The organism is Stenotrophomonas sp. YJH_SMC_122 (assembly GCF_059369535.1).
Genome location: NZ_JCAFST010000009.1, coordinates 19,020 through 39,608, shown reverse-complemented (window position 1 = coordinate 39,608; position 20,589 = coordinate 19,020). Strand labels below are relative to the sequence as shown.

Here is a 20,589-nt window from a genome sequence, read left to right as displayed (position 1 = left end):
GGCAGGGCCCGGCGATCAGGGACTGGGCGGATCAGCCACGGCCTGGCCGTTGCCCAGCATCCACAGCATGATGGTCTTCTGGCGCACGTAGTTGGCGCGCACATAGGCGTAGACCAGGCCATGCCAGCCGTCGCGGAAGCCGCCACGGAACACGAAGCCGCGCCAGAACCGCCAGGCCGGTGCCAGCACCAGCTTGCCCAGCGTGGCACGTTTGCCGCGCGCGAACTCGTGCTCGGCCATCATCCGCGCGTACTTCTCGGTCTTGGCCAGCTGTTGCTGCAAGGAGCGGTAGGGATAGTGGACCAGGTCGCCGCGCAGGGTACCGACACTGCCATCGACGCTGGCGGCCTCGTGGATCTCGCGCTTGCCGCGCCAGCCGCCACGGCGGCGGTCGAACAGGCGCATCACCCGGTCCGGGTAGGCATTGCCATGGCGCAGGAACTTGCCGAAGTACTCCGACAGGCGTGCGAAGCGATAGCCGGCATGGCCAGCGAAGCCACCGTCGCGGGCCTGTTCGATGGCCGCACGCAGTTCCGGGCTGATCCGCTCATCGGCGTCCAGGCACAGTACCCAGTCGTGGCCGGCCTGCTCGACGCAGTACGCCTTCTGGCTGCGGAAGCCGTCGAACGGGCGCTGCAGCACGCGGGCGCCTGCGGCCTCGGCGATGGCCACGGTGGCATCGGTGGAGTAGGAGTCCACGACGACGATCTCATCGCAGAAGGCCAGCGAGGCCAGGCAGTCGCCGATGCGGCCGGCCTCGTTGAACGCGATAATGCAGGCCGAGATGCGAGGCCGTTCGATGGGAGCGGTCGTGGAGGACATGATGGCCGGGTACCTGTTGTTTGCGACGGAGCGCTATGCGCTGCCTATTCTCGCCCCGTTGGCGCAGGCCTTGCACGCCTCCGGGCAGGAGGTGGCAGCCTGGTTCGAGGGCGGCGCGGCCGGCAGCCAGCTGCCAGGAGTGCCCAACATCGGCCTCAAGCAGGCGCTGGCACTGCGGCCGCGGGCGGTGTTCAGCGCCGCCAACTGGGTGCCGACCTTCCTTTCGGGAGCCAAGGTGCAGCTTTTCCATGGCTTCAACGTGGAGAAGCGGGACAGCGCGCGTGGCCACTTCCGGGTGCGCGGCATGTTCGACCTTTACTGCACGCAGGGGCCGGCCACCACCGCGCCGTTCCGTGAGATCGCGGCCCTGCAGGGCCACTTCGCGGTGGCCGAGACCGGCTGGCCAAAGCTGGATCCGCTGTTCCGCGACGACGGTGGCGAGAGCGCCGCGCTGCGCGCCGCCGCTGGAGGACGCCCGGTGATCCTGTTCGGCTCGACCTTCACCGAACGCCTGAGCGCAGCCCCGCACCTGCATGCGCAGATCGCCGCCGACATCGCCGAAGGCAACCGCTACTGGCTGCTGACCCTGCACCCGAAGTGCCCACCGGAATTGTTCGAACGCTACCGCGCGCTGGCCGGCGCCAATGCGCGCTTCATCGAGCCGGAGCAGGTGATGGCCGCACAGCGCGCCGCCGATGTGCTGGTGTCGGATACCTCGTCGATCGTTTCGGAGTTCATCGTCCAGCACAAGCCGGTGGTGACCTTCCGCAACCGGGTGCCCAAGCCGCACATGATCGACTTCGACGACCCGGTGCAGCTGCCGGCGATGCTGCAGCGCGCGCTGCATCCCGACGCCGCGCTGCAGGCGGAGATCGTGCGCTACGCCGATGCCATCCATCCGTACCGCGATGGCCTGTCCAGCGAGCGCGTGATTGCGGCTACCGAGGATTTCCTGTCCGGTGAAATGGGCGTGCTGCGGCGCAAGCCGTTCGGCAGCTGGGTGCGCGACCTGCAGATCCGCAAGGACCTGGGGTATTGGGGGCCGTCGCAGCGCTGATGGGTTGATGCGGATACACGCCATGCGTGGATGCGCGATCCCGCTCGCCGCGGTAGTGCCGGCCGCTGGCCGGCAACCTCGGGGATGTGTGCGGTTGCCGGCCAGCGGCCGGCACTCCCTACCAGCGCAGCTTGCGCCGCGCCAGCGCGGCCGCCAGTTGATCCATCACCTGTTGCGCCTGCGCCTGCGGCAGGTAGTGCAGGATCAACGCCACATCACCATGCGCGCCGGCGGTATCCAGCTGCAGGCTGCTGGTGCCCAACAGCTTGTCCAGTGGCGAGCGCAGCAGGCGCAGGCCCTGCACCTTGTCCAGCTCGGCCCAGCGCCACCAGCGCTTCCACCAGCCGCCGCGCACGGCGACGTAGTGGTCATCCAGATACCAGCCCATGCGCGCCATCTGCCGATGTGCCACCAGCAGCGCCAGCGGCAGCCAGGCCAGCACGATCAGGCCCCATGATCCCCAGCGCCAGTACGCGGCTGCGGCCAGCACGGGGACCAGCAGCAGCGCACCCAGGCACAGCCGCCACCAGCCACGCTGCGGAATGGACTGCCATTGCGCCGGTGGCCACTGCAGTTGAGGCAACAGGTGCTGCACCAACTGCTCGCAGCGCATTGCCGGGGCCAGCGGTGCCAGCTCGCGCAGAGCGCGGTCCTGGTCCCGCGAAGGGCCGCCGGCGGCGCTGTCGACGCGCAGCTGGCGCAGGCCGAACCAGCGATGCAGGGTGGTCTCGTACAGCGTCCAGGCCTGGATGCGGCGACGCGCGACACTGCTGCGGGTTCGGCTGACCAGGCCAGCCGAGACGGTCAGCCGGCGATCCTGCTCGCTGAGAGTGAAGCCGTGATAGCGCAGCAGGGTCAGCACCACCGACAACGCACGCAGCGCCAGCCAGCCCAGCAGCAGGGCTGCGGCCAGCAGCAGGAAGGCGCCGGCCATGCCGGGATGCAGGTGGCTTGCGTAGCCGAAGGCCTCCCTGCCACCACGCTGGATGGCCGCGTCCATCACCGGGCGCGGCACGGTCTGGAACAGCACGCCGAAGGCGGCGATCGCCAGTGCCCATCCGCGGTTGGAGAGCAGGCCCATGCGCACTACGTCCCAGCTCGACAGGCGCAGCAGCACCTGTTCGGTGTCCGCCCCGGTGATCGAGGGAGTGGCGACGACGTCGGCGGTCTGCGGTGCCTGCCCACGCTGGCGCACCAGCCGTTCCAGCGCCAGCGCCTGGTCCAGCTTCAGTACCCGCATCTCGGCTTCCGGCCGCACGCCGCCGGCCGATTCCAGGCGCAGCTCGGCCACACCGAACAGCCGGTGCAACGGGTTCTGCCGCACTTCCACGTTGTGGATGCGGGCGAACGGGATCTCGCGGCGGTTGCGCGCCAGCAGCCCGCTGCGCACGGTGATGGCATCGCTGCCGATGCGGTAGCGGTAGCTGAGGTACTGCAGCACCGAGACCAGCACCAGTGCCGCGATCGCCGACAGTGGAATCAACTGCGCCCACATCGGGTCGCGCTCGCCACGCTGGCCGAACACCAGCAGCGCGACCAGCGGCAGGAAGTAGTGGCGCAGCTGCATCAGCAGCACGAACAGCCACGACCACGGGTGCAGGCGATGATCCTCGCCACCGGCAGGCAGCGATGCGGGCAGGGGCGGCGGCAGGCTCACAGGGCGTCGGCGTCCTGGTCGAGCTGGTGCGAGAGGGTGTCGCGCAGGCGCTCGGCGTCGGCCTCATCCAGGCCGTTGACGGTGACCGCGCTCATGCGGGTACCGGCAGTGTGCACGATCAGCGTGGCCAGGCCGGCGCGGCGCTCCAACGGGCCCCGGCGCAGGTCCAGGTGCTGTACGCGCGATATGGGAATGCGGGTTTCCAGCTGCCACATCAGGTCGCGGCGCAGGCCCAGGCCCTGGTCATCCAGGCGCCAGCGGGTGCGGGTCAGTCGCCGGCGGCCGAGCCAGGCGCCGAAGAGGATGCCGATCAGCAGCCCCAGGGCGGCAGTCCACAGGCCGCCGGGCAGATCGAAGAACCAGGCAGCTGCGGCCAGTGGCAGACCCGGCACGAACAGTCCGCCGAAGGCGCCTTCCAGTGCGGCCAGGCGGGCGGCACGTTGCGGTAGCGATTGCCAGGCTTCGGTGGTCGGGGCGATGGGGGCGACGTCGGTCACGCGGGCTCCGTCAGGTGGCAGGGCGAGCGGCGGCGGTGGCCGCACCGCGCAGACGGTAGCAGGTCGGCTGTGTTACTGGGCAGCCTGGATCAGCGCATCGACATCCAGCAGGTGGCCAGCACGATCGGCCTTGGTGCGCAGGTAGTGTTCGTTTTCGGCGGTGATCTCGCCGGTGACCGGAATGCAGTCCAGCACCTCGATGCCGGCATTGCGCAGGCGCTGTGCCTTGGTCGGGTTGTTGCTGAGCAGGGCCACGCGCGAAATGCCCAGGCCATGCAGCATCGCCACCGCACTGCCGTAGCGGCGTTCGTCGGCACCGAAGCCCAGCTGTGCATCGGCGTCGATGGTGTCCAGGCCGTCGTGCTGGTAGCCGTAGGCGCGCATCTTGGCGGCGATGCCGGTGCCGCGGCCTTCCTGGTCCAGGTACAGCAGCACGCCACCGCCCAGTTCCTTCAGCTTGCGCAGGCCGCGCCGCAGCTGGTCGCCGCAGTCGCACTTGAGCGAGCCGAACAGGTCGCCGGTCAGGCACGAGGAGTGCACGCGTACCGGTACCACCGCCGACAGGTCCGGTTCGCCGACGATGATCGCGACCTGGTCACGCTGGGCCACGCCGCCGCGGAACACCGCGAAGGTGGTCATGCCGACGTCGCGCAGCGGTACCGGCGAACGCGCCACCAGTTCGTAGTCGTGGGCCGCATGTGCTGCGCCTTCGGCCAGGTCGCACAGGGCCACCTCGGCGGCACCGTCGAAAGTGTGGTCATCCACGTCCAGGCGCACCGCGACCATCGCCGGCAGCAGCAGGCCCAGGCGGGCCAGCTCGACCGCGCCGGCATCGAAGGCGTCGCCGGCTGCCCAGCCGTCGGGCATCGGGCCGGGCTCGCGCAGGTAACCCAGCGAGGGCAGGGTATCGAAGGCAATGCCGGCCAGCGGCAGGCGCGCGCCTTCCGGCGCTTCCACGCCGAGCACGCGGGCGCGGGTGGCGGTCAGGAACAGGTAGTGGCGCTCGCGCGCGGCACCGGCGAACGTCGCGAAGCTGCTGGCAGTGGCGCTGTCCAGTGCAATTACCGCCAGGCGCTGGCCCTGGCCATCGTGGAGCAGTACCGGGCGACCGGCACGCAGTTCGGCCACCGCGCGTTCGCAGCGGATCGCGGCGGGGTCGCCGAACAGGGAAGAGGCAGCAGGCATGGCAGGACCGGGGGAGGCGGACATCGCAGTCTCTATGGGGGCGACGGCGTCGTATTCAACGTGGTGCGGCCGCCGGTCGCAGGGGCCGGACGGGCCCGCGTGGTGCGACCGTCAGTGCGGATGCTCTTCGGTCGCGTAAGGGTCTTCCTCGCCGCTGCCCGGTGGCCGCAGCGTATAGCGCTTGTAGGTCCATTGGTACTGCGTCGGGTCGCGGCGGGCGATGCGCTCGATGCCGGCGTTGAGCGCGGTGGCCGCCACCTCCGGGTCCGGGTCGGCCACGGCCGGGTCGGTCGGCTCGATGTGCAGGGCGAATTCCATGTCCGGCCCGATGCGCTCGCACCAGCCATACAGCACGGTGGCGCCGGTGCGCTCGGCCAGCCGGTTGACCAGGGTCATGGTCAGTGCCTGCACGCCGAAGAACGGCACGAACACGCCGTCGCCGGCCTTGGGTTGCTGGTCGGGCAGGATGCCGGTGGCACCGCCGTCCTTGAGTACCTTGAACAGCTGGCGCACGGCGGGGCCCTCGGCGCGTACCTGCTGCACGTTCTGGCCGCCGCGCACCAGCTGCAGGAAGGCGTCGCTGGCCTCGTCCTCCGGAGGCTTGTAGACGATGGCGATGTGCCCGCGCGAGGCCAGCCACTGGTTCAGCAGCTCCCAGTTGCCGAAGTGGGGTGCGGCCACGATCACGCCCTTGCCGCTGGCCAGCGCCGCGTCGTACAGGGCTTCGCCGTGGCGCTGCTTCAGGTGCAGGTGCAGGTTGTCGGCCGGCCTCCGGCTCCACAGCCGCAGAGTCTCGATGGCCTGCAGGGCGGTGGAGCGCAGCAGCTCGCGGTGCAGGCGGTCGCGCGCCGGACCGTCCAGTTCCGGGTAGGCCAGTTCCAGGTTGCGCCGGGTGACGCGGCTCTCGCGAGCGTTGAGACGAACCCACGTCCACGCCAGGGCATGCGCGAACCCCCGCAGGACTGGCCAGGGCAGGCGGGCGAACAGGGTGGTGGCGCGGTAGACCAGCCGGGCTTTGCGTTGCGGATTCATCGGCGCCAGTTTAGCCAAGGGCGCTGCTATCGTGGCCGGCCCTGTTCATTGGAAGCCCACGATGCTCGTCCTGATCCAGCGCGTCAGCCAGGCCGCCGTCCATGTCGACGAGGAAGTGGTGGGGCAGATCGGTCCCGGCCTGCTGGCCCTGGTCGGCATGGAACCGGGCGATACCGAGGCCCAGCTGCGACGGATGGCCGAGCGCCTGCTGGGCTACCGGGTATTCGCCGACGAGGCCGGGAAGATGAACCGGTCGCTGCGCGACACCGGCGGCGGCCTGCTGCTGGTCAGCCAGTTCACCCTGGCCGCCGATACCCGTTCGGGCATGCGCCCCAGCTTCACGACCGCCGCACCGCCGGACGAGGCTGAACGCGGGTTCAATCGATTTGTCGACATCTGTCGTGAAAATCACGCGCCCGGGGTGGAAACGGGCCGATTTGGTGCCCATATGGTCGTCAGCCTGGTCAATGACGGTCCCGTGACCTTCCTTCTCAGGCCCTGAGCCTGCGGGACCACCGCCCGGCAGGCGGGGCCCCGGGCTGGTATAATGCTACGTTCCCTATTTCTCCCTAGCCGGTGGCGCGAGCACTACATGGCCAACGAACGTCCTGCCCAATCCGAAATCAAGCAACTGATCAGCAAGGGCCTGGAACAGGGCTACCTGACCTACGCCGAAGTCAATGACCATCTGCCGGACGACATGGTCGACCCGGAACAGATCGAAGACATCATCGGCATGATCAACGGCATGGGCATCGATGTCCATGAAGTTGCGCCGGATGTGGAAACCCTGCTTCTCAACGATGGCAACACCGGCAACCGCGAAGTCGATGACACTGCGGCTGAAGAAGCTGCCGCCGCGCTGAGCGCGCTCGACACCGAAGGTGGCCGTACCACCGACCCGGTGCGCATGTACATGCGCGAAATGGGCACCGTCGAGCTGCTGACCCGCGAAGGCGAAATCGCCATCGCCAAGCGCATCGAGGAAGGCCTTTCGCAGGTCCAGGCCGCCCTGGGCCAGTTCCCGGTCTCGGTCGAGTCGCTGCTGAACGACTACGAAGCCCACAAGGAAGGCAAGAAGCGCCTGGCCGAAGTGATCGTCGGCTTCAATGACCTGGTCGACGAAGAGCCGGCACCGCCGGCGGTCGTTGCCGATGACAGCGCCGATGCGGACGCCGAAGGCGACGAGGACGAGGACGACGATGTCGACGGTGGCGATGAAGAAGCCGCACCGACCGGTCCGGATCCGGAGGAAGTCGCCGCGCGCATGCAGGCACTGAGCGATGCCTTCAACGCTTTCAAGAAGGCCGCGACCAAGGGCGACAAGAAGAACCTGCCGCGCCTGCGCGAAGAGATGTCGGCGGTGTTCGTCACCCTGAAGCTGCCGCTGCCGCTGACCGACGTGCTGACCAAGCAGCTGCGCGACACCATGGCCGACATCAAGTCGCATGAGCGCCGTGTGCTGAACCTGGCCACCGTCACCGCGCGCATGCCGCGCAAGGACTTCATCCGTTCCTGGGAAGGCAACCAGACCAACCTGGAGTGGGTGGAAGACGCACTGAAGCGCAAGCAGAAGTGGTCGTCGGCCCTGCGCGAAGTGAAGGACCAGATCATCGCCGAACAGCAGGCGACGATCGACATCGAGAAGCTGACCCAGCTGGACCTGGAAGAGCTGAAGGAAATCAGCCGTGCCATGGCCTACGGCGAAGCCAAGGCGCGCAAGGCCAAGAAGGAAATGGTCGAGGCCAACCTGCGCCTGGTGATCTCGATCGCCAAGAAGTACACCAACCGTGGCCTGCAGTTCCTCGACCTGATCCAGGAAGGCAACATCGGCCTGATGAAGGCCGTGGACAAGTTCGAGTACCGCCGCGGCTACAAGTTCTCGACCTACGCCACCTGGTGGATCCGCCAGGCGATCACCCGCTCGATCGCCGACCAGGCGCGCACCATCCGTATCCCGGTGCACATGATCGAGACGATCAACAAGTTGAACCGCATTTCCCGCCAGATGCTCCAGCAGTACGGCCGCGAGGCTACGCCGGAGGAGCTGGCCAAGGAAATGGACATGCCGGAAGACAAGATCCGCAAGGTGATGAAGATCGCCAAGGAGCCGATCTCGATGGAAACCCCGATCGGCGACGACGAGGATTCCCATCTGGGCGACTTCATCGAGGACACCAACGTGGAGTCCCCGATCGAGAACACCACCAACATCAACCTGTCTGAAACCGTGCGCGACGTGCTGGCCGGCCTCACCCCGAGGGAAGCCAAGGTGCTGCGCATGCGCTTCTGCATCGACATGAATACCGACCACACGCTGGAAGAGGTCGGCAAGCAGTTCGACGTGACCCGCGAGCGCATCCGCCAGATCGAAGCAAAGGCCCTGCGCAAACTGCGTCACCCGAGCCGCTCGGAGCAGCTGCGCAGCTTCCTGGATATCGATTGATAGCCAGCGCCTGTTGAAGCGTTGAGAGAAACCCCGCCTGGTGCGGGGTTTTTCTTTGGTAGCTCCCGGCCATGCCGATCGGATCCTGACGATGTCGCACCTGCCATTTGATTACGTCCCGCGGCGGCCGCACGCTGACCGTGCAGATGCTCAACACATCGCGTAGGCAAGCCGATCTTCATCGGCGCTGATGCAAGCGCGCAGCAGGTCACGTACATCACATGCGGCCTGCGGCACTGATTCGTCATGCATCTGGAGTCACGCCATGAATGACGTGGAGCACGATATGCCTGAGCCCGTGCAAATCGATTTCCCGCTGCTGCTGAACTGGGATGAGGTGATGCGGGATGAGGGTGAGGATCCGCTGGGGTTTGCACGTCGGACGACGTATGCGCTGCTGACGCTGTCTGAGGCTGGATTGCTTGCCGGCTTCAGCGGCGACAATCAGCAGGGACTGGAAGAGGCCAGGAGGACGGTGGCGCTGTTCCAGGCACATCTGCGTCGGCAGATGTGGTTTGTGGACGTGGCGGAGAAGCGGTTGGGGCGTGTTGCTGAGGCTCTGGCTGCTGCCGGGTAGCCGATCGAGCGTGGCCTCCACTACACTGTGGCGCTGCGCAGGGCCTATAGCTCAACGGTTAGAGCAGGGGACTCATAATCCCTTGGTTCCAGGTTCGAATCCTGGTGGGCCCACCATCGAATCAGGCACTTAGAATTATCTGCAGTGTCTTTTTCGTCGAGCCAGCGCGACCCGGTGGCATGCACAAAGCTCCGCCGCCTGAGCGAGCGTCATCAGCTTGTTAGCCTGATCCATCAGCGGCTCCCCCTTCGTTGGTCACAGCGGCTCAAGCGGGCACGAGCCTCTTCCACCCGCGCAGACCTCGGTGCAGCAGATGGAGTGTTGGAGCCAACACGCCCACGCATGGCCCAGTCGCTGGCATTGTGAACAGCCCTATACAGTTCACTCTTCTCATAGAGCTGCTTGCCCATGAAGTTCCCAGGGACAAGGCCGAGATCAGGAGCGTTCTTCCGGAGCTGGCCGGACGACTGCCGCAATAGTGCGCGGCCTCGTCAACAGTGAGCCACTCCTTGCCTGAAATATCGAAACGAAGGACCGCCAACTGCTGGCGGAGAGCTTTGATCTCCTGCAGGGAAATGTCGGGTTCAGAGGTATCCATCCAGATCTTCGCCAACGTGTCCCGACCACCCTGCCGCAGTACGGGCCGTGCCGGAACCCAGGAGATCGGCGAACGGGATTTCAGGGACAGTCACGTCGCCTCCACCAGACGTTCGCCGGGCTGTGCGCCAGTGGCCTACGCCCCTGTGCGGCCCATGGTGCTCCACGCGCACGCTCACTCACCAGTTCCGCATCAGGTACACAGCCAAACCCAGCAGCGCGCAGCAGGCCAATACCTGGATGACACCCCGTTTGAAACGGAACAGGGCCACGGCGGCGAACAGCGTGAGCAGTGCCGATGGCCAGTCGAGCGGGCCGACGAACCCCTGCGGCCAGAACACGTGGTAGCCAAAAAACAGGGCCAGGTTGAGGATCACGCCGACCACGGCGGCGGTGATGGCCGTCAACGGTGCGGTGAACTTCAGTTCGTTGTGCGTCGATTCCACCAGCGGGCCACCCGCGAGAATGAGCAGGAAAGAGGGCAGGAAGGTGAACCAGGTGACCACGCTGGCAGCCACCGCGCCAGCCAGGAATGCCTGACCAGTACCCACTGCATGCGCGGCATGCCCACCGACGAAGCCGACAAAGGCCACCACCATGATCAGCGGTCCCGGCGTGGTCTCGCCCAAGGCCAGGCCGTCAATCATCTGCGTGGGCGTCACCCAGCCGTAGTGGCCCACCGCGCCCTGGTAGACATAGGGCAGCACCGCATAGGCGCCGCCAAAGGTCAGCAGTGCGGCCTTGGTGAAGAACCAGCCCATCTGGGTCAACGTGCCTTCCCAACCATACAGCGCGATCAACACGCCCATGGGCAACGCCCATAGCGCCGCGCCTGTGGCCGCCAGCACGATCAGGCGCCGCCAGCGAAAGCGCGCATGCGCCGGCGCAGGGGTGTCGTCGTCGATCAGCGCAGGACCGAACGTCTGCTGCGGGGCACGTTGGTCGCCATCGACGCCGAACATCCGTGGGGCGAATCGTCCGCCGCAATAACCGATCAGCGCAGCACCCAGTACGATCAGCGGGAAGGGCAGGCCGAAGGCGAAAATGGCCAGAAACGAAGCAGCGGCGATCACCTGCAGCCAAGCATTCTTCAGCACGCGCGTGCCGATGCGATAGGCGGCATGCACCACGATGGCCGTGACGGCCGGCTTGATCCCGTAGAACAACCCGGCCACCACGGGCATTTCACCGAACGTCACATAGAGCCATGACAGCCCGATCAGGATGAGCAGCGAGGGCAGCACGAACAGCATCCCGGCAACCACCCCGCCCCAGGTACGGTGCATCAGCCAGCCAATGTAAGTGGCGAGTTGCTGGGCTTCCGGGCCAGGCAACAACATGCAGTAGTTCAGTGCATGCAGGAAGCGCCGTTCGGAAATCCAGCGCCGACGCTCGACCAGCTCCTGGTGCATGATCGAAATCTGGCCGGCGGGACCGCCAAAACTGATGAAGCCGAGCTTCAGCCAGAAGGCAACGGCCTCCCGGAAGCTGACCGATCGCGGTGGCTGCAGCGGATCCTGCGTGTCCTGCACTGTGTGCTTCACGTTGAGACGATTCCCTGACGAGGTTGGCCAGCCAGCCGTCAGCAATGACGGAAGTCGCGGTCAGCCGTTGATCGTCCTGGTCCGGTGCCTCCCGCATCCGGCGAGGGTACTCTCGATGCCCTGGACTGGCGTTACAGCTGCGTGCGCCGCCTCCGCCCATCAATGCTGTAGCGTCCCGCCCCGGTGCAGGCCAGCAGCAGGAAGCCACCGGCCAGGCCCAGGTTCTTCAGGAACATGATCTGCTGGGTCTGATCGGCGAAGTCGTGGTGGAAGATGAAAGCGGTGACCAGGCTGAAACCCGCGAGCACGACCGCCACCAGCCGGGTCTGCAAGCCGAGAAGGATGCACAGGCCGCTGCCGATCTCAAAGGCGATGGTCGGCCAGAGCAGGATGCCGGGTACTCCCATCGCCTCCATGTAGCCCTGGGTACCGCTGAGATCGCCGAGCTTGCCCAGCCCGGAGACCAGGAACAGGGCCATCAGCAGGATGCGCGCAAGCAGGTAGGCGAGCGAATGCGATGAAGTGCTCACGTCGATGTCCTCGGAGATGGCCGACCCGAGCGATCGGAGCCCACCGGCGGTGAAGCCTGTGTCTACGCGCCGGACAAGGCGCCTTGACAGCTGCCGCGCTGCAGTAGACCTTTCCCGCATGACGATCGATATTGAATCGCTCAGCCTTCGCGAGCTGGGTGCCCTGGTGGTTGCCGCTGAACAGCGGAAACAGCTGATTTCCAGCCGCCGTCCGGCCAGTGCGGTGCGGCGGATGCTGAAGGCCGCCGCCGCCGAAGCCGGCTATACCCTTGAAGAACTCTTTGGTGGCCAAGCCTCGGAAACACCTGCGCCCGCCCGCAAACCCGCCCGCCGTAGATCCGGCAAAGTCGCACCCAAGTATCGCGACCCGGAATACAAGCGCCTGACCTGGACCGGTCGCGGGCGCATGCCGCGCTGGTTGGTGTCCAAGGTGTCAATGGGCCACAAGGTCACCGATTTCCTGATTCCTGGCTTGGCCAGGCCGACCGCTGGCAAGACCAGCACCATCGGCAAGCGGACCGTCATCAAGAAGGGATGAGGCTGCAGCACTGCTACCCTGCCCGGGTCTTTCAAAGGAGCACGGGATGGCACACGAGAGTGGCATGACGATCACGCCGAAAGTCCTGCACACAGCCGCAGGCGCGGCCGTGCTGGTCAGCCTGCTGGCCTGGGCGGTGGAATGGAGCGGGATGGCCTATGTCTGCCCGTACTGCCGCGTGCAGCGAACGGTCATCGGCGTGCTCGGCCTGCTGACGCTGTTCGCGCGCCCGGGGAGCCTCATCGTGCCCTGGTTGTCGTACACAGCGGGTGGCTTCGCCTTCGTGGTCGCAGCGATGCAGCACTTCAACGGCTGGAAACGCATTTCCGCCGGTGATTTCACTTTCAATGAGCAGTGGTACATCGACCCTTGGCTGTTGTCGGGCTGCGCAATGCTGATCCTGGTGGCGCAGCTGATGCTGGTGCAGGCCGCCTGCCGGCGCAGGTTGCGCTGAAGACTCCGCGCGGGGCGCAGCGCTAGGCGTGCTGGAACACCGCCAGCTGCGCGGCGAACGCACGCTGATAGGCGGGCCGCTGCGTCGCGCGGGCCACATAGGCGGCCACCGTCGGATACTCGTCGAGCAACCCGCTGCTCTTCAGGCGCAGCAGCACCGAGACCATCATCAGGTCGCCCACGCTGAACTCGCCGTCCAGCCACAGCGCCTTGGCCAGCCATGTCGACAGTTGCGCCAGTCGCGCCCGAACCCGCTCATCCAGCATCGGCAGCCGTTGCGCGTACCACGGCTGCTCGCGCTCCAGCACCCAGGCCATGGAGCGCTCAACGATGGGTGGTTCCACCGTGTTCAGCGCAGCGAACACCCACATGAGCGCGCGCATGCGGGCGTCCGGATCGCGCGGCAGCAGGCCGGGGTGCTGTTCGGCCAGGTGCAGGACGATGGCGCCGGATTCGAACAGGGTCCGGTCGCCCTCCTGCCAGGTGGGAATCTGCCCGAACGGATTCCGTGCCAGGTGTGCAGGCTGCTTCATCTCGGCGAAGGTGAGCAGTTGTACGTCGTAGGCTACGGCCAGCTCCTCCAGTGCCCAGCGCACGCGCATGTCACGGGCCAGGCCCTGGCCGCGGTCGGGGGAGGTGGCGAAGGCGGTGAGGATGGGAGGCATGGGAGCAGTCCGCAGTCAAGGATGGCTTTGATGGTCTGACGAGCGAGTGTGCCGAAAATCGACATGGGGGCGGTGCCCTGCACGTCGCCTGCACGTGTCCTGCACGCACGCACCGTCGCCGATCCATCAGTCTGCCGGGGTCATCCGCAGAGACAGGTAGCAGGCATGAATACTCCCGGAAAACCGAAACCCAGTTGGCGCCAGAGAAACGTGCTGATGGGAGCACTCGTTGCGGTCCTGGTGATCGTGCTGATCATCCTCTTCGTCCCTTGGTGACCCTGCCCAGGATCGCTCGATGTGATCCACGCGCCACCGCCGCGTGAAAAAGTCAGTGCGGGTTGGGTGACGTGATGTGCGTATCAATCGTTGCTCACCCGGGAACCACAGGGGCGTGTCCAGAGTGGATCCGCAGGCAGCGCAGTCGAGGCTGCTTTTCTCCCCTGAAACGAAGATACAGGAGCAACGCCATGAGCACCCAGTCCACCATCGAACATCGCCTCAACGACCTGATCGAGATCGCTCGTGACGGCAAGTCGTTCTACGAAGAGGCCGCAACCAAGGTGAAGGATGCCGAGCTGTCGGCCTTGTTCACCCGTATCGCCGGCGTCAAGGGCCGCATCGTCGCGGCGCTGAGCGGTTCGGTGGCTGCCAGCGGCGGCAAGCCGGCCGAGCATGGCACCGTGGTGGGTTCGATGCAGCAGTTCTACGGCAAGGTGCGTGCAGCCTTCGGTGACACCAACTATGGCTATGTGGCCGAGCTGGAAGAATCGGAAGACCGCCTGCTGGGCGCGTTCAAGGACGTGCTGAAGGACAACGAGCTTCCGCCGGCGGTACGTCAGGAAGTCACCCAGCTGTTGCCGGAAGTGCAGGAGTGCCACAACGTGATGCGCGCGCGCAAGCATGCGATGAAGGCGGCCTGACGATCAGCGGCGGCCCACTCCCCAGGGCCGCCGCGGCCGGGGCGGCACCGCTGCCCCGGCCACCCTGAATCGGTCGCTGCTACACTCTTGCTGGTCCCGCACTGCCAACGATCAGCACCATGAACAACGGGAACGGTCCGCAGACAGTTCGCTGAGCCGCAACAACGACGCAGACGTTGTTGCGGTGAACATCCCTGCGATGCATGCGAAGTGGATGGATCACCGCCGGACTCACTCTTGGCGGAGACTCCCCATGCTCAATCGACAGGCCCCGCGTTGGGCCCATTCGCTGCCGTCGGCGCTTGTCCTGATGGCGCCGTTCGATATCCTGGCCTCGCTGGCCATGGATATCTATCTACCTGTAGTGCCCTTGATGCCCAGCGCGTTGGACGCATCGCCTGCGCGGGTGCAGTTGACGCTGAGCATCTACCTGCTGGTGCTGGGCCTGGGCCAGTTGTTGTTCGGCCCGTTGTCCGACCGGATCGGGCGCCGCCCGGTGCTGTTGCTGGGGGCGCTGCTGTTCACTGTCGCCTCGTTTGCGCTGGCGCTGTCCAGCAACAGCGTGATCTTCCTGGCCTGGCGCACAGTGCAGGCGATTGGCGCGTCGGCAGCGCTGGTAGCGACGTTTGCCACCGTCCGCGACGTGTACGCGGATGCACCGCAGGGGGCGTCCTTGTATGGACTGTTCGCTTCGATGCTGGCCTTCGTACCGGCGCTGGGGCCGATGCTGGGCGCACTGGTGGCTGCGGCAGCAGGCTGGCGCGCGATCTTCGTGCTGCTGGGTGTGCTTGGCCTGATCGCCGGCCTGCGCGCGCAACGCCAGTGGCAGGAAACCCGACCCGCAGGGCGCAGAGGCGCTGGACCGGCACTGCAGAAAATTCTTCGCAGTGGTGCCTTCTGGGTCTACACGCTGGGATTCAGTGCCGCGATGGGTACGTTCTTCGTGTTCTTCTCGATCGCACCGCGCGTGCTGGTCGAGCGCATGCAGTACTCCCAGATCACCTTCAGCCTGGCGTTCGCGACGGTGGCACTGGTGATGATCCTCACGTCGCGCGTGGCAAAGACGTTCATTGCACGCTGGGCAGTGCCTGGCACTTTCGTGCGTGGCCTGTGCGTGATGGTGGTGGGTGTGCTGGTGATGGCGCTCGCTGCGAAGTTGCCACGGTCATTCGCCAGCGTCGTGCTGCCCATGTGGGGCATCGCGGTGGGGCTGGTGATGGTGGTTTCGGTGGCTGCCAACGGCGCGTTGAGTGAATTTGCCGATGCGTCGGGTACGGCGGTGGCGCTCTACTACGCGATGCAGAGCCTGCTCGTGGCCTGCTTCGGGACACTGGCTACGGTGCTGCTGCCGGGCGATACGGTATGGCCGCTGGTGGCCTATGGGCTGTTGCTGCCAGTGGCCAGCCTGGTCGCCGCGGCGATGTTGCGCGGCCGCCGCTAGCCTCGGCCGGTGGAAAAAAGGGGCGGCCATGAGGCCGCCCCAATCCTTCATGAGAACAGGTGACTGGAACTAGAAGCGTACCGACCAGCGCACGTTGGCGCTGTGGTCGCGGCTTTCATTGCCGAACTGGCCGCTGTAGCCCAGCTCCAGCTGCTGGCGCGCGGTCAGCCAGGCCGACAGGCCCAGTTCGGCCACCACCGCGTTGTCGGCAATCGGTGCGCCATTGACCGCAAATGCCGTGCTACCGTTGGCGAAGGCCAAGTTGGCGACCTGGCTGCGATCACCGGAAGCGCGGCGATAGCCGACGCCACCGCGCAGGTGCAGCCAGCTCTCCTGCTGGAACGAAGCCTTCAGTCCCTTGTCGAAGCGCAGGCCGGCAGTGGCAATCGTGGTTCCGGTATCGTCCACCTTGCCCTGCAGTGCCGCCGCTCCACCGCGTTCGTTGACGCGCTTGAGATCCACTTCGACGCGTGCGACCTGCAGGTAGGGCTCCAGCCCGGCTTCCGGGCCACCGAAGCGGTAGCCGGCTTCGATGAAGGCCTGGCGGGTACGGGCGTCGTAGCGCGCGCTCAGGCTGTCGCTGAAGCCTGCGAAGGCGACGTCACGCGTACTCTTCACCTCGTGCTTGCTCCACGCCACACCGCCACGCAGGCCGAAACCGCCCCAGTTGTGGCTGGCGTAGGCACCGAAGTGCGTGTTGTCGATCTTCGACTTGGCGCGACGCTCCTGCTGCTTCACGTCGGTGCGGCCCGTGCCGGCCAGCACGCCGACCTGCCAGCCGGAGAACTCGCGGTCGATGCCGACCAGCAGGCCGTTGCTGTTGGCTTCGGTGAGGGCAGTGTTGACGTCTCCGTCCAGCTTGCCGTTGCCACCGATGGCCTGCACCCACGCACCCGTCGCATCAGCCACGTCGCTACCGGGCGCGGCGGCGCCGGCATGGCGCGATAACGCGGCATCGCGCACGTAGCGGCTGCCCTCGACCAGGGCGAGGGCCGTGGCCGGATGCAGCTCGCCGCTGAGGCCATCGAGCACGCCTCCGACCTGCTGCGGGAACAGCTGGGTCAGCGGTTTGGGCAGGCCCTGGGCGATCGGCAGCAGGTCGGCGGCGGCCGCCACGGCACGCTGGTTGGGCGTGTGCGCGGCGGTGGTCAGCGATGCACCACGGGCCACATCGATGCGCGTGCCGTTGGCGCCGTAGGCCAGGCTGAACTGCAGGAACGGGGAGAACGCGCTGAAGTCGGTCCTGGCGAACTGCCCGTTGACGCCTCCGTCGGCCCGCAGGAAGTTGAACTGCTCGCCCAGGTAGTACACGCCCGGTTCCGGCAGCGCGACCAGCGTGCCGCCAAGGGTGGCGGTGCCGGTCACGTGCAACTGGTCACTGCGGCCACCCGGGGCCAGCTCGGCGGCATAGACGCCGGTTGCGCCCTGCACGTAGTTGCCGTTGATGGTCAGCGTGCCGATCGAGTTGCCCGGCGCGATGATGCCGTCCACGCGGGTATTGCCGAGCGTGCCGACGCCCTTCAGCAGGCCATTGGCACCGACCGTGGTGGTGCCGCCGGCCTGCGTGCCGTTGAAGGACACCACGCCGCCGTTGATCACCAGGTTGCTGTTGTTCAGCACGCCGCTGGCGCTGACCGTGCTCACGCCACCGGTAGTGGTCAGTGCGGTGGAGACCAGGCTGCCGTTGAGCAGCAACTGACCGCCCTGTACTTCGACCGCCGAGGCAAGCGTGTTGGCGCCGTTCAATTCCAGCGTACCGTCCTGCAGTACCGCGCCGTTGAAGCTGTTGTTGCCGCTCAGGCGCAGCCAGCCGATACCGGATTTGGTCAGCTTGCCAAGGCCACCGATGTCGTTGGTCCAGTTGTCCCAGGCATCGCCTTCCCAGACTTTCAGGCCGCCGGCCTTCTGGTTCATCACCACGTTGGTGTCCACGCGCAGCGAGCCATAGCCTTCGATGGCCTTCTTCAGATCCACCATGCCCCAGCCGTAGATCGGATCGATGCCTGCTGCACCCAGGTCGCGTGCGGTGGTCAGCAGTACGTCGCGGACCTGGGCGTTGTCCAGATAGGGGAAGCGCTCCATCAGCAGGCCGAGCGCGCCGGTAATGTGCGGCGCCGCCATCGACGTACCCGTCTTGGTGCCATAGACATACTGGGTGTTCTCGCTGTCGATGATCAGCCGCACGTAGGCGGAGGTGTTTTCGATGCGGCCCTGGATATCACCGGAAACGATGGTGCTGACGATGTCGGTACCGGGTGCCGAGATGCACCAGTTGGCGGCAACGCCGCAGATGCTGGAACTGCCATCGATCACGTAGTCCGTTTCGCCCGCAGCGGCGTTGGGCCGGCGGACGTTGGCGACCGCCAGCCAGTACGGTTCCAGTTCGGGCTTCCAGCGCGGCATGGCGGCCGTGATTCCGGCGACGGCGCCGCTGCCGTTGCCAGCCGACCACACCTGGATGAGGGTGGAGCCCGGAGTATCGCCATTGCTGGCGTAGATGCTGCCGTACACGCCGTAGTCGGCACCGATGCTGGCGTACTGCTGGTCCAGCGCGGCGGCGGTCATGTTGCGCGTGGAAATGCCCCAGCTGTGGTTGATGGCACGCACGCCCTGCGCCTGGATCTGTGCATACATGTCCAGCGTGGCGGCGTCATCCGGATCGGTGCGGTACACCGCGCGCGGGCGATAGTAGTTGTCCGGATCCAGGCGCCACTCATAGTAGGTGTCGCCAAACACGCGGGCAGCGGTGAGATCCGCACCAAAGGCCACGCCATGCATGCCGTTGCCATTGCGGTTGGCGCCGATGGTGCCAAGCACATGCGTTCCGTGGTCGGCATAGCTGAAGCCATAGGGCTGGCCGGCGGCGATCAGACGTGCCGCGAGTGCGGCCGGAACGCCGGCACCGAGGCCGTAGTAGTTGTAGCCGGGCTGTTCGCCGCGCGTCTGCCCGCAGGCACCGGTCCCGGCGACCACACCCGGCGTCGCACAGTCGGCACCGATGGTGATGCTGGAGGTATTGCGTCCTGCAAACTCCGGATGCGCCAGCGCGGAGCCCGAGTCGAACAGCGCCAGGCGTACGCCCTTGCCGGTCAGGCCGCGTGCATAGGCGTAGTCCGCGCCCATCGCGCCCAGGCCCCAATCGGCGTTGAATTCATCGCTGCGCCAGCTGGCGGGATCGCCGGCGGTGCCAAGAACGGCGGTACTGCTGGCGGCAGGTGCAGCGGTTGTCGCTGCGGGTGCCGTAATGGCAGCGGGCTGCGCCCACGCGGCCTGCAGCTGGCGCTGCTGCTGCCAGGCCTCGAGTGATTCGCTGGCTATGGCTGGCAGGGCGGTGGCCAGCAGCAGCGAGCTGGCGACGGCAAGCGCCAGCGGGCGGTGCGACAGGGAGCGGGACGAACGGCCATACAGCGGGTGATTCATCGGACAACTTCCTTGGTTGACGGACATCAAGGCCGTTAACGGCAAGGCAAGGCGACATCCCCCAGTGATGTGAAGACAATTTTATGAACGCGTTAATTTTCTGTGACGGGCATCTGCGGCGGCTCCGCCGGGCAGCGCACCGTGACCTCTTTCCGAGGCGCTGGAGCCGTCTTGCCGGGGCCGGTGGCGGGTCCGACGCGCTGCCGCACAACCCGCCGGACGAGCGCGGCAATTCCCCGATCCTGCCGTGGCGCAGCCGGGATGAGCTGGCCGCGCCGCTGCGTGTGCTGGGTCTGCTGCAACACTGCGTCGAGCCGCAGCCGCCTTCACCCGGCGTCCTGTGTGCAGCGCTATGGTGGCCTGGCCTGGGCTCACCAGGCTTATCAAGGAGTGATGTCGATGCGTACTTTCAGGAAAGTGATCGCCGGTGCTGTGTTCGCGTTGGCCTGCAGCGGCTCGGTGGCCGTGGCCGGACCGGTCCAGCCCTGCGATCTGCCCTGCTGGAAGGCTTACCAGGCGTGTGTATCCGGTGGTGGTGATGCCATGGAATGCCAGTACGAATACGATCGATGTGTCATGGAGCGCTGCGGCGCGGTGTAAGCCCGGCCATGCTCGGCTGAAGACGGGCCCCGTCCGTGGCGGGGCTCTTCTGTTCGTGCGCGAGGTCGGGCAGTCTCGACGCATTCTTCCTGCTGGAGTGGAACATGGCCGTCAAGCGTGTCGTCGCCAACATCGCCACGCCCGATCCCGCACGTGCCGCGGCGTTCTATGGCGAGCTCCTCGGCATGCCGGTGGTGATGGACCATGGCTGGATCGTCACCCACGGCGGGCAGGGCAGTGCGCTGGCGCAGGTCAGCTTCGCCAGTGAAGGAGGCTCCGGCACGCCAGTGCCGGACCTGTCGATCGAAGTGGACAATCTGCAGGACGTGCTGGAGCGCATGCGCGCGGCGGGCATTGCGCTGGAATATGGCCCGGCCGACGAACCCTGGGGCGTGCGGCGCTTCTTCGTCCGCGATCCGTTCGGTCGCTTGCTGAACATCCTCGCCCACGCCTGAGCGGTGGATAGTGCCTCAGCCGCGCCTGGTGGCGCGCGCGGGGCGAGGTGACACGCCAACCATGCGTAGGCAATCGGCCACCACCGCCGCAATGAAGGTGTCCGCGTCCTGCGCGGGCGCAGCGATCAGGTCATCGGTGGCCACGCAGGCGCG

General features: G+C 66.6%; 19 protein-coding genes, 1 tRNA gene and 1 pseudogene. 11 read left to right on the top strand and 10 right to left on the bottom strand.

Going from position 1 to position 20,589, the window contains the following annotated elements; all coding sequences use genetic code 11:
• Positions 1 to 15: 15 nt before the first annotated feature.
• On the bottom strand, positions 16 to 822 hold the full coding sequence (locus AC5P66_RS13135) for a glycosyltransferase family 2 protein (protein ID WP_049411918.1): 807 nt from the start codon (positions 820 to 822) through the stop codon (positions 16 to 18).
• Between AC5P66_RS13135 and AC5P66_RS13130 the strand changes: the two genes are divergently transcribed.
• Positions 821 to 1,879 (top strand): CDP-glycerol glycerophosphotransferase family protein, encoded by a 1,059-nt coding sequence (locus AC5P66_RS13130; protein ID WP_049438515.1) that lies wholly within the window; start codon positions 821 to 823, stop codon positions 1,877 to 1,879. The genes AC5P66_RS13135 and AC5P66_RS13130 overlap by 2 nt on opposite strands.
• Positions 1,880 to 1,997: 118 nt before the next feature.
• Here AC5P66_RS13130 and AC5P66_RS13125 read toward each other — a convergent pair whose 3' ends face one another.
• The 4 genes from AC5P66_RS13125 to AC5P66_RS13110 all read right to left on the bottom strand — a co-directional run bounded on the left by AC5P66_RS13125 (position 1,998) and on the right by AC5P66_RS13110 (position 6,250).
• On the bottom strand, positions 1,998 to 3,536 hold the full coding sequence (locus AC5P66_RS13125) for a PH domain-containing protein (RefSeq protein WP_099494894.1): 1,539 nt from the start codon (positions 3,534 to 3,536) through the stop codon (positions 1,998 to 2,000).
• Positions 3,533 to 4,033 carry a PH domain-containing protein gene (locus AC5P66_RS13120; RefSeq protein WP_005419594.1) on the bottom strand — a complete coding sequence of 167 codons (501 nt, stop codon included), beginning with the start codon at positions 4,031 to 4,033 and terminating at the stop codon, positions 3,533 to 3,535. The genes AC5P66_RS13125 and AC5P66_RS13120 overlap by 4 nt, the downstream gene beginning before the upstream one ends.
• Positions 4,034 to 4,105: 72 nt before the next feature.
• Positions 4,106 to 5,242 (bottom strand): GTP cyclohydrolase II RibA, encoded by a 1,137-nt coding sequence (ribA, locus tag AC5P66_RS13115; protein WP_049411925.1) that lies wholly within the window; start codon positions 5,240 to 5,242, stop codon positions 4,106 to 4,108.
• A gap of 87 nt (positions 5,243 to 5,329) precedes the next feature.
• A complete protein-coding gene (locus AC5P66_RS13110) occupies positions 5,330 to 6,250 on the bottom strand; it encodes a lauroyl acyltransferase (RefSeq protein WP_049438517.1) in 921 nt (306 codons plus the stop codon).
• A 61-nt stretch (positions 6,251 to 6,311) separates the two neighbouring features.
• Between AC5P66_RS13110 and dtd the strand changes: the two genes are divergently transcribed.
• From dtd to AC5P66_RS13090, 4 genes are all read left to right on the top strand, one after another.
• Positions 6,312 to 6,752: a D-aminoacyl-tRNA deacylase gene (dtd, locus tag AC5P66_RS13105; protein WP_049411932.1), complete on the top strand. Its 441-nt coding sequence runs from the start codon at positions 6,312 to 6,314 to the stop codon at positions 6,750 to 6,752.
• 90 nt (positions 6,753 to 6,842) lie between these two features.
• Positions 6,843 to 8,696, top strand: coding sequence for an RNA polymerase sigma factor RpoD (gene rpoD, locus AC5P66_RS13100; protein WP_495216409.1), 1,854 nt, complete (start codon positions 6,843 to 6,845; stop codon positions 8,694 to 8,696).
• 265 nt (positions 8,697 to 8,961) lie between these two features.
• Entirely contained in the window at positions 8,962 to 9,273 is a 312-nt protein-coding gene (locus tag AC5P66_RS13095) for a hypothetical protein (protein WP_495216407.1), read from the top strand.
• Between the two features lie 40 nt (positions 9,274 to 9,313).
• A tRNA-Ile gene (locus AC5P66_RS13090) sits at positions 9,314 to 9,389 on the top strand.
• Positions 9,390 to 10,049: 660 nt separating this feature from the next.
• Here AC5P66_RS13090 and chrA read toward each other — a convergent pair.
• Positions 10,050 to 11,459, bottom strand: a complete 1,410-nt coding sequence (gene chrA, locus AC5P66_RS13085; RefSeq protein WP_258390905.1) for a chromate efflux transporter — start codon at positions 11,457 to 11,459, stop codon at positions 10,050 to 10,052.
• Positions 11,460 to 11,545: 86 nt separating this feature from the next.
• Positions 11,546 to 11,944, bottom strand: coding sequence for a DoxX family protein (locus AC5P66_RS13080; protein ID WP_049411940.1), 399 nt, complete (start codon positions 11,942 to 11,944; stop codon positions 11,546 to 11,548).
• Between the two features lie 118 nt (positions 11,945 to 12,062).
• Here AC5P66_RS13080 and AC5P66_RS13075 point away from each other — a divergent pair, with 118 nt between their 5' ends.
• Together AC5P66_RS13075 and AC5P66_RS13070 are read left to right on the top strand one after the other, a co-directional pair.
• A complete protein-coding gene (locus AC5P66_RS13075; RefSeq protein WP_317987335.1) occupies positions 12,063 to 12,482 on the top strand; it encodes an H-NS histone family protein in 420 nt (139 codons plus the stop codon).
• A 46-nt stretch (positions 12,483 to 12,528) separates the two neighbouring features.
• On the top strand, positions 12,529 to 12,936 hold the full coding sequence (locus AC5P66_RS13070) for a hypothetical protein (RefSeq protein ID WP_049411944.1): 408 nt from the start codon (positions 12,529 to 12,531) through the stop codon (positions 12,934 to 12,936).
• Between the two features lie 22 nt (positions 12,937 to 12,958).
• Here the strand turns inward: AC5P66_RS13070 and AC5P66_RS13065 are convergent, their stop codons facing one another.
• Complete coding sequence (locus tag AC5P66_RS13065; protein ID WP_049438521.1) at positions 12,959 to 13,600, bottom strand: glutathione S-transferase family protein; 642 nt, start codon at positions 13,598 to 13,600, stop codon at positions 12,959 to 12,961.
• Positions 13,601 to 14,067: 467 nt separating this feature from the next.
• Between AC5P66_RS13065 and AC5P66_RS13060 the strand changes: the two genes are divergently transcribed.
• Together AC5P66_RS13060 and cml are read left to right on the top strand one after the other, a co-directional pair.
• Positions 14,068 to 14,520: a PA2169 family four-helix-bundle protein gene (locus AC5P66_RS13060; RefSeq protein WP_005419568.1), complete on the top strand. Its 453-nt coding sequence runs from the start codon at positions 14,068 to 14,070 to the stop codon at positions 14,518 to 14,520.
• A 253-nt stretch (positions 14,521 to 14,773) separates the two neighbouring features.
• A complete protein-coding gene (gene cml / locus AC5P66_RS13055) occupies positions 14,774 to 15,961 on the top strand; it encodes a CmlA/FloR family chloramphenicol efflux MFS transporter (RefSeq protein WP_099494898.1) in 1,188 nt (395 codons plus the stop codon).
• A gap of 69 nt (positions 15,962 to 16,030) precedes the next feature.
• Here cml and AC5P66_RS13050 read toward each other — a convergent pair whose 3' ends face one another.
• Positions 16,031 to 19,381, bottom strand: coding sequence for an autotransporter domain-containing protein (locus AC5P66_RS13050; RefSeq protein ID WP_495216406.1), 3,351 nt, complete (start codon positions 19,379 to 19,381; stop codon positions 16,031 to 16,033).
• Between the two features lie 399 nt (positions 19,382 to 19,780).
• Between AC5P66_RS13050 and AC5P66_RS13045 the strand changes: the two genes are divergently transcribed.
• The gene (locus tag AC5P66_RS13045; RefSeq protein WP_049411972.1) at positions 19,781 to 19,981 is read left to right on the top strand and encodes a hypothetical protein; all 201 of its coding nucleotides are present in this window, start codon (positions 19,781 to 19,783) and stop codon (positions 19,979 to 19,981) included.
• A 104-nt stretch (positions 19,982 to 20,085) separates the two neighbouring features.
• On the top strand, positions 20,086 to 20,436 hold the full coding sequence (locus AC5P66_RS13040; protein ID WP_049411953.1) for a VOC family protein: 351 nt from the start codon (positions 20,086 to 20,088) through the stop codon (positions 20,434 to 20,436).
• Positions 20,437 to 20,451: 15 nt separating this feature from the next.
• On the opposite strand, the pseudogene AC5P66_RS13035 reads toward AC5P66_RS13040, so the two are convergent.
• Positions 20,452 to 20,577: pseudogene (locus tag AC5P66_RS13035) on the bottom strand (TetR/AcrR family transcriptional regulator); the annotation flags it as partial.
• Positions 20,578 to 20,589: the final 12 nt, after the last annotated feature.